17 protein-coding genes and 1 other annotated feature are annotated in these 16,824 nt (G+C 37.9%); of the genes, 13 read left to right on the forward strand and 4 right to left on the reverse strand.

Going from position 1 to position 16,824, the window contains the following annotated elements:
- Positions 1-3 precede the first annotated feature (3 nt).
- Both ACHUFV_RS00305 and ACHUFV_RS00310 read right to left on the reverse strand, forming a co-directional pair.
- Complete coding sequence (locus ACHUFV_RS00305; protein WP_394231346.1) at positions 4-495, reverse strand: PCYCGC motif-containing (lipo)protein; 492 nt, start codon at positions 493-495, stop codon at positions 4-6.
- A gap of 494 nt (positions 496-989) precedes the next feature.
- A complete protein-coding gene (locus ACHUFV_RS00310; RefSeq protein ID WP_394231348.1) occupies positions 990-1,544 on the reverse strand; it encodes an LOG family protein in 555 nt (184 codons plus the stop codon).
- Positions 1,545-1,799: 255 nt separating this feature from the next.
- On the opposite strand from ACHUFV_RS00310, the gene ACHUFV_RS00315 reads away from it, so the two are divergent.
- From ACHUFV_RS00315 to ACHUFV_RS00330, 4 genes are all read left to right on the forward strand, one after another.
- Positions 1,800-2,273 (forward strand): CarD family transcriptional regulator, encoded by a 474-nt coding sequence (locus ACHUFV_RS00315; RefSeq protein WP_394231350.1) that lies wholly within the window; start codon positions 1,800-1,802, stop codon positions 2,271-2,273.
- Positions 2,274-2,411: 138 nt separating this feature from the next.
- Complete coding sequence (locus ACHUFV_RS00320; RefSeq protein WP_394231352.1) at positions 2,412-2,630, forward strand: YdbC family protein; 219 nt, start codon at positions 2,412-2,414, stop codon at positions 2,628-2,630.
- A 265-nt stretch (positions 2,631-2,895) separates the two neighbouring features.
- Positions 2,896-4,770, forward strand: a complete 1,875-nt coding sequence (locus ACHUFV_RS00325; protein ID WP_394231354.1) for a hypothetical protein — start codon at positions 2,896-2,898, stop codon at positions 4,768-4,770.
- A gap of 257 nt (positions 4,771-5,027) precedes the next feature.
- Positions 5,028-5,849 carry a glycerophosphodiester phosphodiesterase gene (locus tag ACHUFV_RS00330; RefSeq protein ID WP_394231356.1) on the forward strand — a complete coding sequence of 274 codons (822 nt, stop codon included), beginning with the start codon at positions 5,028-5,030 and terminating at the stop codon, positions 5,847-5,849.
- Between the two features lie 131 nt (positions 5,850-5,980).
- Here ACHUFV_RS00330 and brnQ read toward each other — a convergent pair whose 3' ends face one another.
- Positions 5,981-7,339, reverse strand: coding sequence for a branched-chain amino acid transport system II carrier protein (gene brnQ / locus ACHUFV_RS00335; RefSeq protein WP_394231358.1), 1,359 nt, complete (start codon positions 7,337-7,339; stop codon positions 5,981-5,983).
- 52 nt (positions 7,340-7,391) lie between these two features.
- Positions 7,392-7,635: a binding site (T-box leader), on the reverse strand.
- 91 nt (positions 7,636-7,726) lie between these two features.
- Entirely contained in the window at positions 7,727-8,890 is a 1,164-nt protein-coding gene (locus ACHUFV_RS00340) for an acyl-CoA dehydrogenase family protein (RefSeq protein ID WP_394231360.1), read from the reverse strand.
- A gap of 269 nt (positions 8,891-9,159) precedes the next feature.
- Here ACHUFV_RS00340 and ACHUFV_RS00345 point away from each other — a divergent pair, with 269 nt between their 5' ends.
- The 9 genes from ACHUFV_RS00345 to ACHUFV_RS00385 all read left to right on the forward strand — a co-directional run bounded on the left by ACHUFV_RS00345 (position 9,160) and on the right by ACHUFV_RS00385 (position 16,772).
- Positions 9,160-9,984 (forward strand): electron transfer flavoprotein subunit beta/FixA family protein, encoded by an 825-nt coding sequence (locus tag ACHUFV_RS00345; RefSeq protein ID WP_394231362.1) that lies wholly within the window; start codon positions 9,160-9,162, stop codon positions 9,982-9,984.
- A gap of 2 nt (positions 9,985-9,986) precedes the next feature.
- Positions 9,987-11,021 (forward strand): electron transfer flavoprotein subunit alpha/FixB family protein, encoded by a 1,035-nt coding sequence (locus ACHUFV_RS00350; protein ID WP_394231364.1) that lies wholly within the window; start codon positions 9,987-9,989, stop codon positions 11,019-11,021.
- On the forward strand, positions 11,005-12,300 hold the full coding sequence (locus tag ACHUFV_RS00355; RefSeq protein WP_394231366.1) for an FAD-dependent oxidoreductase: 1,296 nt from the start codon (positions 11,005-11,007) through the stop codon (positions 12,298-12,300). Before ACHUFV_RS00350 ends, ACHUFV_RS00355 begins: the two co-directional genes overlap by 17 nt.
- Positions 12,300-12,596, forward strand: a complete 297-nt coding sequence (locus ACHUFV_RS00360; protein ID WP_394231368.1) for a ferredoxin family protein — start codon at positions 12,300-12,302, stop codon at positions 12,594-12,596. Before ACHUFV_RS00355 ends, ACHUFV_RS00360 begins: the two co-directional genes overlap by 1 nt.
- 272 nt (positions 12,597-12,868) lie before the next feature.
- Positions 12,869-14,524 carry a gamma-glutamyltransferase gene (ggt, locus tag ACHUFV_RS00365; protein ID WP_394231370.1) on the forward strand — a complete coding sequence of 552 codons (1,656 nt, stop codon included), beginning with the start codon at positions 12,869-12,871 and terminating at the stop codon, positions 14,522-14,524.
- 91 nt (positions 14,525-14,615) lie between these two features.
- Entirely contained in the window at positions 14,616-15,203 is a 588-nt protein-coding gene (locus tag ACHUFV_RS00370) for a chromate transporter (protein ID WP_394231371.1), read from the forward strand.
- Positions 15,200-15,730: a chromate transporter gene (locus ACHUFV_RS00375; RefSeq protein ID WP_394231373.1), complete on the forward strand. Its 531-nt coding sequence runs from the start codon at positions 15,200-15,202 to the stop codon at positions 15,728-15,730. The genes ACHUFV_RS00370 and ACHUFV_RS00375 overlap by 4 nt, the downstream gene beginning before the upstream one ends.
- Positions 15,731-15,871: 141 nt before the next feature.
- Positions 15,872-16,267 (forward strand): DUF488 domain-containing protein, encoded by a 396-nt coding sequence (locus ACHUFV_RS00380; protein WP_394231375.1) that lies wholly within the window; start codon positions 15,872-15,874, stop codon positions 16,265-16,267.
- A 142-nt stretch (positions 16,268-16,409) separates the two neighbouring features.
- Positions 16,410-16,772: a group I truncated hemoglobin gene (locus ACHUFV_RS00385; protein WP_394231377.1), complete on the forward strand. Its 363-nt coding sequence runs from the start codon at positions 16,410-16,412 to the stop codon at positions 16,770-16,772.
- Positions 16,773-16,824 lie beyond the last annotated feature (52 nt).

Genomic DNA, 16,824 nt, shown 5'->3' on the forward strand with positions numbered 1-16,824 from the left:
TGATTAAATCTCTGGAGTAGGGGTTGGCTCAGCATACCCTTCTTTATAGGTGTCATCGATTTTTGCTCGGATTTCTTTTATCGTCTTACCATTTTGATAATCCACTACAGATTGTGCGGCTATATCCAGACAAACACCGCATTTTGTTCCATGATCGTCCCAAACAACCGTACCATCCTCCTTGTTCTCATGAACAAAGCAGTTATAGCTATTTTTATGATGCACTGAATCACCGCATCCGCAATAGCATGGAATTTGCTCTAATAATTCTTTATTCTGTGCTGCCGCCATGTATACTAATTTCATATCTTCAGGCTTACCCTGGAGGAATTCCGGAATTACTTTTATACTACTGGTTTCTTCTCGAATATCACCCATAACTGTTTCAGTATGATTTTCATGTTCTTCCTTTTGGCCGGCACTTTGATCATTACTAGCACAGGCTGTTAATAATAAAACTGCAATAATATGGCAAACGATGAATTTTCCTTTCACTGTCAATACTCCCTTATTTAAATAGTCACTCTATTATGATATTTTCCTAGAAATACATTAAATAAGCAAGTATTTTCCGATATTCAAAAAATGATAGGAGCCCTAGATGAAAAATAGAGAAATATGAGGAAGCTGTTAGGGAAATCCTTAGGAATTGACTTAATGTCATGTATGAGGGAAGAGTCCTAAACAAGAAAAGAATAAATTTCCTAGTTTCTTCATTAATATAAAAACAAGACAGCATTTATCAATATTCAGTGGGGATTTAAACAACCTGCTGAATTTTAAGTTAAGCGCTAGGTTAGAGAGCAATGTTGATTGTCCACTTGTTGATTCGAAAGGAGTAAAAGGAGTACCTTCACCTTGAATCCGAATCTAATCATTACCTTAGTTAAGTTAAAACAAAATATGGATTTCACATTATTACGGGTATGAAAAAGAAAAGCACTTGATAATGCTCATTGGTATTTTGAGCAATTTCAAGTGCTTTTTTTCTATAGTATAGCAGATTGATAATGTAGAAACTGATCAAGTAAACCTCTGGCATCCTCATCGACCAACGCCAACGATCGATGTTTTTCATCCATGAAATGTTCATCAGCCATATGATTAAATAAAGCTACAATTGGATCGAAGTAATGATTTATATTAAGAAGACCTATTGGTTTTTTATGGAGGCCAACCTGTGCCCACGTAAATATTTCGAAGAATTCTTCTAAGGTTCCTGGTCCGCCAGGAAGAGCGATAAAACCATCTGCTAATTCACTCATTTTTGCTTTTCTTTCATGCATCGATTCTACAATAATAAGCTCTGTTAAGTTTTTATGGGATCTTTCCCGGCTATCAAGGAATTGAGGCATAACACCAATGACTCTTCCTCCAGCTTCTAAAACAGAATCCGCCACAGCACCCATAATACCCGCGCTGGATCCGCCGTATATCAGCGTCGTATTTCGATTTGCTAATTCTTTTCCAAGTTTTCTTGCTTCATTAATATAAACATCAGATGCACCATTTCTTGATCCACAAAATACGGCTAAACCTTTCATACTCGTTCACCTCCAAAGATGTGTCTATCATTAATTATATATAATTTTTCTAATAGATAGATATTAATATGGTTGAGTACCCAATTATATTTTTAAACATGGAAGAAATAGGCTTGGAAACTGAAAGTGTTTTTTTACAATAATGTGATTTAAATTTTATATTGACAAATAAATATTTTGTGTGTTATATTAAAAATTTGTATATTCTATTGATGCATGATACCATATATATTGAACATATATGGGGGTGCTAATTTGTATCAAATTGGTGAAAAGGTCTTTTATCCAAATCATGGTGCAGGTATTATTCAAGCGATTGAAGAGAAAATAGTATTAGGTAAGATGCAGGAATATTGTGTGATCAATATTCCGATTTGTAAGATGGAAATTATGATCCCCGTTAATTCACTAAAAAAATGTGGTGTCCGTTCTATTGTAAATCAGCGTGAGATGGAAGATATATTATTAGACTTCCATCATTCAGAGGATCAAGATGCCCTGCCTTGGAAAGAACGATTTAAATTAAATACGGAAAAAATTAAGACAGGGGATATGCGAGATTCTATTGAAGTTGTGCATGATCTCTTACTACGAAATAAAGAAAAAGCACTAAATGTAAGTGAAAAAAAGATGCTTCATGATGTGCAGCGATTCTTGATTAGTGAAATGATATTAGTCGATGATCTTACCGAAAATCAAGCAGCAGATCTGTTAAAACTATCTAGTTAAATGGTAGCTGATTCAAGAATTAAATAAATTTCGAATAAAAAGGATACAAAATCAAATGGTTTTGTATCCTTTTTAACTGTGAATAATAATAGTAATCTATGTTAGAATAACCGAAAAGTATAGGAGGTGGACAGAAAAATGGCTGAAATCAAATTTGAAATAATGAAAACAATAGGAGCAATCTCAACCTCACCGAAGGGCTGGAATAAGGAATTGAATTTAATCAGTTGGAATGGAAAAGAACCTAAATATGATTTGCGTGATTGGGCACCAGATCACAGCAAAATGGGAAAAGGTGTCACATTATCTGATCAGGAACTAAAAGCCCTAAAAGAGTTATTAAATACAATCGAATAATAGTAAGAAAAGCTGTTTATAAGAAGGTAACTAACTTATAACAGCTTTTTTAAATTTTGTTAAATTATACCTGGTATATTTGGTATAAATTAGGTTATTTATCTTAGACATCAGACCTATTATCTATTCAAATTTTTGGTAATAAATTGGAGATAAATGTCCAAATTTAGCGAAAATATAGAATTGATATTGAAAGTTGTATATCATGAATAGGGTCTGTTTGTTTGTGATATTAGTTCATTTGAAGGGGAAAGAGGGAGAAAGAATGAAAACATGTCAGTCATGCGGCAAGCCATTAGGAGAGGAGGCCAAATTATGTTCATCCTGTGGCACGTCAGTCCATCAAGAGGAACAACTATCTAAGAACCAAACGAGTGCGGCAATAGAGGCGGAAACGCGTAACCAACATGCCGAAATGAAAAGCAAAAAAGGATTTTTACCAAAAAAAGCAATAATTATAGCACTCATTATTTTACTCATCGGTGCGTCGGGGGCAGCTGCTCTATTGCTCAAAAAGTCTGCGAAAGAAATCTATTTGCTTTCTGAATATAAATCCTATCAGGAAGCACAGAAGGAGTGGGATACTCAATATGGGGATGCAATCGAATTTCAAGAAAAACTACTTGAAACACCGTCTAATTCAGAACTTGTAGTAAGCGGTGATATCGAGCTGGATTCTCTAAAGGGTGACCAAGATTTTGAAATGGTACGTGAATTGTTGAAAGCAACTACCATTTCAGCTAATACAGTCCAAGATCCAGTTCATAAAGAGGGTCATTATTCATTAGCCTTAAATGTGGAAAAAGAAAAAGCAATTGATCTTGAAATGTTCCAATCTAAAGAACAAATGGGAATCAAGGTTCCGTTACTATATGAAAAGTTCTTTTATTTAAACTTTGATGAATATGGAGAATTCATGCGCATGATCGATCCTTATTATGAAGGTCCGGAAACATTAGAGATGTCAGAGCTTGACCTTCAGGACTTGAAAATAACGGATAAAGAGAAGGAATACTTGAAAAAACGGTATAGTGATTTTCTTTTAGCAGAATTAAAGGATGAGTATTTCGATGTTCAAAATGGAATGAAATATGAGTATGAAGGAGAAAACATGAAGCTCAGAGAGGTTACTTTATCCCTTTCAGAAGCTGAAACAAAGGCATTATTAAATAAATTCATGGATCATATTATCGAAGACAAAGAGCTTCATAATATGATAGCAACTAGAATTGATAAAGTTGCGAAAGCTGCTGCTTTAGAGGATTCAGATGTTGAAATTCCTGAAAAGAATGTAATGATTGAGGAAATGGTTGACGGTCTTAAAGATGTAAAAGATGAAATGAAATCAATCGACTATCCGAAAGGTATTACATCAACCCTATTAATTGATAAGAATGAAATCATTATTGATCGAAAAGTACAAGCAGCGATAAGTATTGACGGTCAGCAGGTAAATGCTGAGTTAGCAAGTAAGCATGTTCCTTACGGTGATAATCAGAAATTTAATGAATGGAAGCTGACTATGGTTCCTAAATCTGACAAGGATTCAAGCCTGGTTTTCCAAATTAGCAATGATATCAAGAATGGAGAAGAAACACGAACTGAGAAACTTAAGGCATCTGCGATGTTGGAAGAATTCGGTGAAAAAGAAGATATTTCGTTCACATTGACAAGTAGTTTTAAAGGGGAAGCAGGAAGCAAACAGGATATTAATCGTGAGTTTTCACTTGCCTTTAACGGGGACAGCTTCTATGATGGGCCAAATATATTAACGGGTGAAATCAAACAAGTAAGTGATCTCAGCCTAAAGGAAAACTATCAAAATGAAAAGTTCAAGATTAAGGTTAACATGGAAGATGATTATGATTCAGGCACACTTACGTTAAACCTTGATTCAAAAACGAAGCTAAAGGAAAAAGTAAACATCCCAAGCTTTGACACGAATTCTGCTGAAGGGGTAAATGTAGTTCAAATTTCCGATGAACAAATGCTTGAAATAAGTGAAGCCGTTGGTACAAATCTTTTAACGCTTGGGGAAAAGTACGGGCTTATTCCAGAGGATTACTTTTATGGATATGAGGAAGAGCTTTATGGAACGGATGCCTATTATGATATTCCTTTAGAAGATTATTATTATTAATTTTTTGAAAAATAAAGTGGTTATAGAAATTAATCTTAATAGTAAATAGTATTTTTAGTGAGGGCTTTCATTAATTTGTGGAAGCTCTTTTTTTGCCTCCTCTTAAACTATAAACAGTTACTTAATATTCATTAAATCCATATGTAATAATTTTACAATCTTTTCATGAAACTCACATTCTATTTACATATAATATTGATCGCTTTCCAATAATATATTAAGTAAGACACCATCCAAATTGGAGTTGAACAGCCTTGATGAAACACACAATATTTGGACCTATGTTGGCTTTTACTTTGTTTTTCTGTCTGCTTCAGGTTGTGTTTGTGCCAAAATCAGCAGGAGAAGTACGAAAAATATTCACTATTGCCCATCGGGGAGCATCTGGTTATGCACCAGAAAACACGATTATAGCCTTTGACAAAGCCGTTGAAATGAAAGCAGATTATATTGAAATGGATGTTCAAAGAAGTAAAGACGGCAAATTAGTCATTATTCATGATACAACAGTCAATCGTACAACAAATGGAGCAGGGGCAGTCAAGGACCTAACCTTCGATGAATTACAGCATTTAGACGCGGGTGGCTGGAAAGGGGAGCATTTTTCTGGAGAGAGAATCCCTTTATTTGAAGAAGTGCTTGCCCGATATAAAGGGAAAATTGGTATCTTAATAGAATTAAAAGCACCGGAGCTCTATCCTGGTATTGAGGAAGAAGTTGTAAAAAAATTAAAAAAGTACAATCTTGATAAAAACGAAAGTGAAAGCATCATCATTCAATCTTTTAATTTTAAATCAATGAGAAAAATGAAGCAGCTTTTACCGCATATTCCAATCGGTGTACTAATCTCAAGGCAAGAAAACGCGACTAAGCAGTCCATAAAAGACTTTTCTGCTTATGCTGACTATTACAATCCAAGCATTGACCTATTGACTGAGGAATTGGTTCTAACCGCAAAATCAGAGGGGATGAAGGTGCTGTCATGGACAGTCAGAAGCCCTGAGACTGCGGAATTTCTCTTAGGTCATAATATTGATGCAATCGCAACGGATTATCCTGATTACGTTCTTGCGCAATAATGTGAGTTATCAACATAATTGCCCGACCAGGATTTATGATTACCTAATAGGTCGGGCATTTAATTGTTTATTCGAAATACTTGTATTTATATTTGTAGAATGTTACAAAAGAGTTTGAGAACATGCAATTATTATTTGACCATGGTCATTTTTGATGCTTTTATATCAAGTCCTTCAGAAGTAGATGAGGCTTTCGGTTTCTTAAGCTGACTTAAAAGAACACCGATCAGAGTTCCTGCAACAGCTGGAAGGATCCATTCTAAACCAACTGATGAAAATGGAAGCAGATCACGTAGAGTTTGAACTGGACCAAGCTCTAAACCGAATGCATTTAATCCGCCAATGACTGCGAAGATACCTGTAAATAACATAGCGCTGCTGTATACCATTCGCGTATTTTTAAAGTAACGATTAAAGAAAGTTAATGAAATAAGGACGATTGTTAATGGATATGCAGATACAAGGAACGGAACAGATACTTTTAATATTTGATTTAAGCCAAGATTTGAAAGCGTGAAGCCTACTAACGTAACAATGGTCATAACTGTTTTATAACTAGCTTTTGGAATAAGCTTTGAAAAGTATTGTCCACATGCCGTTGTTAGTCCGACAATCGTTGTAAAGCAAGCTAATGTAAAAATAAGGCCAAGTAAGACGGAACCACCTTTTCCAAATAAAAGAGATGCTGCTGCTGAAAGGATTTCAGTGCCGTTTTCATATGATCCTGTAGCAGCCATTTTAGCGCCGACCATTCCAATTGAGACATAAACTGCAGCAAGTAATCCCCCAGCAATAAGGGCTGCTTTTAACGTATAGTTTGTCAGCTGCTTTTCATCGCTGACACCTCTTTGTTGAATAGCTGTTAGAATAACAATCCCAAAGGCAAGCGATGCAAGTGCATCCATTGTATTATAGCCCTCTAAAAAGCCTTTAAAAAATGCTCCTTTTTCGTATCCGCCTGCAGGGGCTTGGAAAGTACCATCAAGATGGATGAAGCCTGCCACACAAAGAACAACAATCGAAAGTAACAGTGCCGGTGTAATCCAACGACCCATAAATTTCTCCATTTTTCCAGGATTTAAACTTACAAAATAGACAAGTAAAAAGAACACAATTGAGAATAAAAATAAGACTAGTGTATGATTCCATGAAGTGCTGACAAATGGAATTACTCCCATTTCAAACGCGACATTTGCATTCCGAGGAATGGCAAGGAAAGGCCCGATTGATAAATAAACGATAACCATAAAAATAGTACTGAAAACAGGGTGTACTCTATCACAGATTGTTTGAATTCCACCTTTTACTAAAGAGATAGCAAGAAGTACTAAAAGTGGAAGTCCGACTGCTGTGAGAATAAAACCTGTCATAGCCACCCAAAAAGAAGATCCGGAAAGGGCACCTAGAAAGGGTGGGAAGATGAGGTTTCCAGCTCCAAAAAACATTGAAAATAACATAAGACCGATAAACATGTTATCAAACTTTTTCATCAAAAATCTCTCCTTTTAGTAGTTTAGAAAAATAAAAAAACTCGTCCCTATAAAAAGGGACGAGTTTGTGCTCGCGATACCACCCTAATTCCGATGCTTAAAAAGCATACGGCACTTAGTCAACGTACAATCATACGTGTTCCATTGTAACGGCGGAAATTCCGTCAAAGCCTACTGATTTCAGCTTTGCATCTCAGAGATGATTTTCGGAATGGCACTGAACATCGACTTACACCAAATGTCGACTCTCTGTAGAACAGCAATCCAATCTTACTCTTTCTCGTCATCGATTTATTATTTGAAAATAATTTATCAAATAAAAATAGATAAGTCAATATATTTTTAATCAAAAAAATTTTGTTTCTTTTAGCATACTTCTACCTTGGTTTAGTTGTTTTCCATTTCTTTCAGGGCAGTTTGTGCGATTTTTGTTATCGTCATATCATCCATTGGAGGATTATGAAGTCCTGCTCTTACATCACGATAATAGCGTTGAAGCGGGTTTGAAAGGTGGAGACTTTTAGCACCTACGATTCTCATTGCCTGATCCACGATGTTAATGCTTGAGTTTGTGACAATATGCTTTGCTGCTCCTAGTTCATTTGTAATGAAAGGACGACGCGCTTCGTCATCATAGATTTGAGCTACACTATACAAGAAGTGTCTTGCTTTCATTAATTCCAGATCTATTTGTCCGATTAAACTTTGGACATTGGGTAATTGACCTATCGTTCCATTTATACTGTTTGGAGAGTATTCAGATGCAAATTTCACAGCATAGTCACGGGCAGCTTGGGCAATTCCTAAGTAGCATGCAGGGATATGGAGAAGCCAAGCATTCACATTGTTTGCTCTTGGTGCTTGATAATACTCTACAAAGTGATCCTCAGTAACCTCAACATGATTAAGAACAAGGTCATGACTTTCAGTTCCCCTCATGGACATTACTTCCCAGGTTTCCTCGATGGAAAGTCCGACAGCCTCTCGTTCAATTAAGAAAATTCCCATCCCCTCTTTCTCTTCAATCCATGCTGTTACGAGGAAATGGGTGAGGACAGGTGACATGGTTGTGAAGATTTTTCGTCCAGTAATAACCCACTTTCCATCTTTCTTCACTGCACGCGTACCCGGACGGCCGCCTCTCGTAGGGCTGCCAGTTTGCGCTTCACTTGCTGCTCTGTTTACCAACGCTCCAGAGCATACTTCCTTTGCAAAAGAGGTGAGCTTTTCTTCCTTCCAAAGCTTTTTCTCGTACAGCTCACCAACAACACTTTGATGCCAGCCGATTGCTAATCCTGTTGCACCGTCAAAGCTAGCAACGGTTTCCTGCAGCAATACGAGGTCAGTTATGGAAATGTTTTCGCCACCGTACTCCTTTGGCAAAGGCAATTTAGTAAATCCCATATCAATCAGTGCTTGAATATTTTCCTTTGGAAATTTTGCTTTTTCATCCGTTTCTATTGATCGACTCTTAAATACCATTTCCTGCTGGTGGAGCTGATTCATCCAATTTCTTTGAAAATCATTTTTGATAAATAGTTCCTTTAACAAATTCTACACTTCCTTTAATAAAGTCCGTTCAAAAGAATAGCTATTATAATAGTTATATTTTTATTATATCAGCTTTCGTGAATAAGATGGAAAAGGATACCTGCTTAAATTTAAAAGGAATTCTCTTAATTTAATATCGATAAATAAAAAATATCTAAAAATTCCGAATGTAAATGGGTGTTCATTAATAAAGTAAATGTAAACAGGCTTTACCTGTTTCTAACTAACGAATGGGAACAGAAAGCTATTGACGAGATGGAGGGGGTAACATGCTACATATTGTTGCTTGTATCAAGCAGGTACCTGACACGAAAATCATTAAAATGAACCCGAAAACAAATACAATGGATCGGAGGACTGCACCCGCCATATTAAATCCATATGATGCACATGCAGTAGAGGAAGCTGTCCGCATTAGAGAAAGATATGGTGGAACAGTTTCCGTTGTCTCTATGGGACCGCCGCCCGCAGTGAAAGCAATTAAAAAATGTATAGAAATTGGTGCTGACGAAGGGTATTTAATCACGGATCGTCGGTTTGCCGGTGCGGATACATTAGCAACAAGCTACGCACTAACGAAGGCATTGGAGAAAATTTCAAAGGTGAAGCCTATTGATCTCGTAATCTGCGGGAAAATGTCAATTGATGGTGACACGGGACAAGTTGGTCCAGGAATTGCCCGCAGGCTTGATATACCGCCGTTAACCTCTGTAAATAAAGTGGTCGAAATTAATAAGGATGAGGGATATGCAATTATCCACCGAAAGCTTGAGGACGGTTATGAAGTAGTTCAATCTACTTTACCATGTTTATTTTCAGTGGAAAAAACAATCAATGAGGTGCCGTATTCTTCATTCCAAAACATGCTGAAGGCAGCAAAATACCAACCGCATATCTGGTCTGTTGATGATTTGGAGGATGTAGATATCAAACAGCTTGGTTTGAAGGGATCGCCAACGATTGTTTCCAAAGTATGGGCACCAGCTAAACCGGAAGGAGGAACTTTTATTGACGGTATTCCACAGAAACAGGTGGAGGAATTGCTTTCGATCCTGCTTGAGAAGAAAGAATTATTTAGTATGAAGGAGGGATGATCATGGATTTTAAAGATTATAACGGTGTCTGGGTTTTTATAGAAGAAAAGGATGGAGTTATTTCCCAGGTTTCACTTGAACTCTTGGGTGCCGGACGAAAACTTGCCGATAAACGCGGTGTGGAGTTGGCCGGTATTATCATAGGTGAAAACGTAAGGTCATTGGCCAGCACTATTTTTGAATATGGTGCAGATACAGCATATGTCTATGATCAGCCGATTTTTAAGCATTATCGAACAGAATCCTATATGAAGGCATTACTCGAGTGTACCAATAAATACAAACCTGAAATTATCCTATTTGGTGCAACCTCAACTGGAAAGGACTTAGCTAGTGCGGTCGCAACAGATTTACCAACCGGTTTGACCGCTGATACAACTGAACTCGATGTAGATGAGGAAACAGGGTTATTACTTGCAAGCAGACCGGCCTTTGGCGGTAATATTATGGCTACCATTTTATGTAAAAAGTATCGTCCGCAAATGGCTACCGTTCGGGCTAAGGTCATGAAAGCACTTGATCCGCAGCCGGGGAGAAAGGGAACCATTATAGAAGAAGAGATTTCATTAAGGGAAGATGATATTCGGACAAAGGTATTGCAGATAGTTGAAGCAACAACTAAAAAGGTTCGTATTGATGAAGCTGACATCATTGTTGCAGGTGGGAAAGGATTAGGCAGCAGTGAAGGCTTTCAAATTGTACATGAGCTAGCAGATGTTCTTGGCGGGGCAGTAGGTGCAAGCCGGGATGTCGTGGAAGCTGGGTGGATTGAGCATCCTCACCAAGTCGGGCAGACAGGAGTAACTGTAACTCCGAAAATATATTTTGCTATCGGGATTTCAGGTGCGATTCAACATATTGTTGGAATGAAGAATTCTAGTTTAATCATTGCAATCAATAAAGACAGTGAGGCTCCAATCTTTAATACTTGTCATTATGGAATTGTTGGAGATGCGTTTGAAATTGTGCCGTTATTAATTGAACAGTTTAAAACGGCTATAAGAAAAGAGGGGCTGACACATGCCAGAGAAGTTTGATTGTATAGTCGTTGGAGCAGGACCTGCTGGGATTTCGTGTGCATTTGAGTTAGCAAAAGGGGGTGCAAATGTATTACTTATAGAAAGAGGAGAATATCCGGGTTCAAAAAACGTCATGGGTGGTGTTCTTTATCGGAAAATGATGGAGGATATTATCCCGGAGTTCTATAAAGAGGCACCGCTTGAACGCCCTATTGTTGAACAAAGATTTATGATGATGGATAAGGAATCCGCGATAACTGTCGGGTATAAAGGATTGGAGTGGGGTCAGGAGCCTTACAATAATTTTACTGTGTTAAGAGCAAAGTTTGATCAATGGTTTGCCGATAAGGCGGTAGAGCAGGGTGCCATTCTGATAAATGAGACCGTCGTATTAGAGTGTATTGTGGAAAATGGAAAGGTTGTCGGGGTACGTACAGACAGACCTGGAGGTGATGTTTATGCAGATGTAGTTGTGTTAGCTGACGGCGTAAACTCCCTTTTGGCACAGAAGCTGGGCTTCCATAAGGAATACAGACCAGACGAAGTAGCCCTAGCGACGATGGAAGTCATTAAGCTTGATAAAAAAATCATTGAAGACCGTTTTAATTTGGAAGAAAATCAGGGCTGTACGATTGAACTGTTTGGGGATGCCACAAAAGGAATCCTCGGTACAGGATTTGTTTATACCAATAAAGAATCGATTAATATCGGGGTTGGTACACTGCTTTCAGGCTTAATTAAGCATAAACTGAAGCCGTATGAATTGCTGGAATATGTTAAAAAGCACCCGATGATTCGTCCGTATATTCAAGGCGGCGAACCACAGGAATATTTAGCGCATTTGATTCCTGAGGGCGGCTATAAATCGATGGGGAAAATAGTCGGGGACGGAGTGATTGTGATTGGAGATGCGTCTCAATTAGTCAATGCGATCCATCGCGAGGGGTCCAATTTAGCCATGACATCAGGAAAACTTGCGGCGGAAACGATTCTTACGGCAATGGAAGCAGAAGACTTTTCTGAAGGAATGCTTGACAGCTACCGAGTTAACTTATTGAATGGATTTGTCGGACAGGATATGAAGAAATATAAAGATTCAACCCATCATTTTGATAAATTCCCGCAATATTTTGAGCAGTATATTCCAATGGCAAATAAAGCTTTCAGTCAAATGTTTACGGTTGACGGTACATCCAAATGGCAGAAGCAAAAGAATATTTGGAGTAACCTTGGCTCACCAAAGGAGAAAATGAAATTGGCACGCGATATGTATAAAGCTTGGAAGGTGATTAAATAATGGGTGAACAGAAAAACTATCAGTCTATCGAAGAAAAGCAATACCTCGTTCGCTTTAATGCCGATACAAAATCACATCTTCATGTGAAAGATACTGATATTTGCCTCACTCAATGTCCAGATAAAATTTGTACAATCTTTTGTCCAGCTGAAATCTATAAATGGGAAGACATCCGAATGCATGTCGGTTACGAAGGCTGTCATGAATGTGGTAGCTGCCGTATCGGCTGCCCGCACCAAAATATTCAATGGGAATATCCAAAAGGCGGTCATGGGATTGTATTCCGATTAGGCTGACCAATACTCATACTTTGGGACTAACAATAGGTTAGTCCTTTTTAGTTGCTATCCATCCTCAATCTTTCTTAATGCTTTTGAACTAATTAGATTGAATTATTAGAAAATATTTTCTAGGAAATAATTAGTAATATTCAAAAAACGTAAATTTATGGTAATAATTGTAAAATAACTATTAAACATAATATTTGTTTTGCTATTTTTAAAAGTTTAATATGAACATAACGAGGAATACATATGACATCCTTTATTCTAGGAAGAGGGGGGATAGAATGAATCAAAACGGCCGTTTTACCTATCGTGCTACAACAATGGCACCAAATGCGATGGTAACGACACCCCATTATTTAGCATCGCAAGCAGGAATCAAGGTGCTTCAGGAGGGCGGAAATGCAGTCGAGGCTGCTATTGCAGCAGCTGCGACAATTAGTGTCGTCTACCCTCATATGAATGGAATAGGCGGAGATAATTTTTGGCTTATTTATGATGCAAAGAATAAAGAATTGAAGGCATTGAATGCCAGTGGCCGTGCAGGAGAGAACGCGACCCTTCAATATTATCAGAAACAAAACCTTAAAAAGATTCCATCAAGAGGTCCTTTGGCTGCCAATACGGTGCCGGGTGCAGTTGCAGGCTGGGAAAAAGCCCATCAATACTCAACTCAAAAGATGTCAGGAAGCTTTAAATGGGATCAATTATTAGCATCTGCAATCTTTTATGCAAAAGAAGGTTTTCCTGTTACACCAAGTCAGGAATATTGGACAAATATAAACTTAGATGAACGTGACGACGAGTTCCGACACTTACAAAGATTCCTAGAGTTTCGTAAAATCTTTCTGAAATCAAGCGGACTTTCATACAAGGCTGGAGAGCTGATGAAGCAGACTGATTTAGCCTTGACATTAGAAGGGATTGCCCAAAAAGGTGCTCAATTCCTTTATAATGGAGAAATAACAAAAATGATGGTAAAAGACCTTCAAGAAAAGGAAGGGCTATTAACCTTCAGTGACTTTGTTCATCACACCTCTGACTGGGTTGAACCTATTTCCGGTACATACCGGGGATATAAGGTCTATAATGTTCCGCCAAATTCACAGGGCTTTGCTTCACTATCAATTTTAAATATATTAAATAACATCGATTTTGAGTATATTAAAGAAGGCTCCGCTGATTATTATCATGTTCTAGCGGAAGCAACAAAGCTCGCCTTCTTTGACCGTGACCGTTATTTGACGGATCCGGATTTTTCACCAATTCCACTCGATGATATTTTGTCAGTTAAAAGAGGCATGGAGTTAGCAGAGAAAATTGATTTTACAAGAGCGATAGATATGGAGAAACAGTTAGATCCCAAAGGAGATACAGTATGGCTTGGTGTCGTCGACAAGGATGGGAATGCGGTTTCGTTGATTCAAAGTATTTATCATGAATTTGGATCAGGCTTTATTCCTAAAAATACAGGAATTCTATTACAAAATCGTGGAAGCTACTTTTCATTAGATCCAAATCACGTCAACTGTTTACAGCCCAAAAAACGCACCTATCACACACTAAACCCTGCGATGATTTTTAAAGGGAATGAGCCGTATCTAATTTATGGAACGATGGGAGGCGAGGGACAGCCTCAAACACAGGCAGCTCTTGTTACCCGAATTCTTGATTATGGGCATGATGTACAGGCTGCAATCGAAGCACCGAGATGGCTGTACGGTCGGACATGGGGAGCTGATTCAAATAGTCTTAAATTGGAAGGCAGGATTTCAACAGCTGCAATCCAGTCTCTGAAAAACAGGGGCCATAATGTTGAGATTTTGGGTCATTTTACGGATGTTATGGGTCATGCGGGTGTGATTAAAATAGATCCTGAGTATAATGTCAAATATGGCGGTGCGGATCCTAGAGGAGATGGAGCAGCGATAGGATATTAAAGTACTAGAGTATGAGAAACAAATAGTATACGATAAAACCATCACTGCATAGGTTGGGAAATAGACTACAAGAATTGAAGGTGGTTGTACATTGAAGTTGCACTTACATCTTTTTATTGCATTTTTCCGATCTGGAATTTTAGGATTTGGAGGAGGACCATCAGCGATTCCGCTTGTTCATAAGGAAGTAGTTGAAACATTTAAATGGATGGATGATCAGGAATTTAGCGAGGTACTGGCATTAGGGAATACACTGCCGGGTCCGATCAATACAAAAATGGCTGGCTATATCGGCTATAGAGTCGGAGGATTTTTGGGGATGCTGACTGCCCTTCTCTCCTCTATGCTGCCAACAATAATACTAATGTTAGTGCTTTTATCTTCCTTTAATCAATATAAGGACAACCCAAGAGTTCAGGGAATGACAAATGGCGTTGTGCCAATTGTTGGTGTGATGATGGGTGTTCTGACCTGGCAATTTTTGAAAAAAACAAAAGCGGGATTGGGCTGGAAACTGGGCATGATCATTCTAGTCGGCAGTTTTATTTTGATAGAGATTGTTCATATTCACCCGGGGATTGTAATTGGGGCTTTGTTAATCGGAGCATTAGTTATACCTGATAAGAAAAAGAATGCTGTGGTCGAAGTACAAGTTAAAGGGAAAAGTGAGAGTTTATGATTTATTTACAGATATTTTTAGCGTTTTTTGTACCAGGAATTGTTGGGTATGGCGGGGGGCCCGCATCCATTCCACTCGTAGAGCATGAAGTTGTCAGCCGCTATGGTTGGATGACAACAAGTGAATTTAGTGAAATCTTGGCATTGGGAAATGCCTTACCGGGACCGATTGCTACTAAAATGGCAGGTTACATCGGCTATGAGGTTGGAGGGGCATTGGGATCAGTTGTCGCTGTTTTTGCAACAGTGGGTCCATCCTTATTTTTGATGATTGTTCTTCTGCAGTTAATAATGCGCTACAAGGATTCGCATAGGGTTAAACGCCTCTCAAAAATTGTTCTTCCTGCAGTTGCAGTTCTAATGGGAACATTGGCTTTTGATTTTTTCCAAACCTCCAAAACATCAAACGGGCTTATGGAAACCATTTTTATCGCTATTATTAGCTTACTTCTATTAGAGAAATGGAAGGTCCATCCTGCTTTTGTCATCATAGGGGGACTGACTTTCGGTGCTCTGTTTTTAAGTTAAGCGTTATAAGAATCAAGGTGGAGAGTATAAGAACTCTCCACTTTTTTTATTATTTTGCTCATCCATAAAATTAGGAATACTAGCTGAGGCATGTCTATGTTTTAAAATTTTAGTGAAAAAGACGTATACTGAATGAGATAAATGAATTCTATTGAAGGTGATTGTATGGCTGAAATCATATTAAAACGAATATACGAACCGTATGATGACAGGGATGGTGACCGTATCCTTATTGACAGATTGTGGCCGAGGGGAATAAGCAAAGAAGAAGCAAAATTAACGGACTGGGCTAAAAGTATTGCTCCGAGCAGTGAACTCAGAAAGTGGTTCTGCCATAAAGAAGAGCTATTTGAGGAATTTAAAATCAGATATCTGGATGAATTACGAACAGATAGGCAAAAATCAGAGAAGGTTACGGAGCTGTGCCAGCGCGCGGAACATCAACGTGTTACATTATTATATGCAGCAAAGGATCCTATTCATAATCATGCAAGAGTTTTGTGGGAAGAATTGCAGCGTAGAATGGAAGAAGAATAGAAGATAACAAGATAAGCTATTAATTTCCTGTAACTTTTCTGAGAAAAAGCATTTACGATTTTTTTATTAAATAAAAAAGAATAAAAAGCTGTGTGTTTGGCAAACTATTTTGGTAAGAATTACGAGGAGGCTAAGGAATAGTATGACAGAATCACTTTACGAAAAAGTAGGCGGCGAAGCAGCAATTGAAAAAGTAGTTGATTATTTTTATAATGAATTAGTGTTAAAAGATGAAACAGTTAATCACTTCTTCGAAAATACAGATATGGAAAAACAACGCAGGCATCAAAGTAAATTTATCAGCTTTGCTTTAGGGGGACCGAATCAATATTCTGGTAAATCGATGGCAAAGGCACATGAAGGGATGAATCTGCAGCCTGAGCATTTTCAGGCAATTGCTAATCATCTGCATGATGCATTGGCACATTTTGGCGTAGAAGAAAGTGATATTGATGCCGCATTAACGAAAGTGGCAACTCTTAAAGATGATATTATATATAAGTAATGCAGTTCCTAGCATGCCGGCTGTTCCCCTTTGGAACACCGGCATGATTCTT

The sequence above is a fragment of the Niallia oryzisoli genome, from assembly GCF_043641075.1.
GTDB classification, from domain to species: domain Bacteria; phylum Bacillota; class Bacilli; order Bacillales; family Cytobacillaceae; genus Bacillus_BD; species Bacillus_BD oryzisoli_A.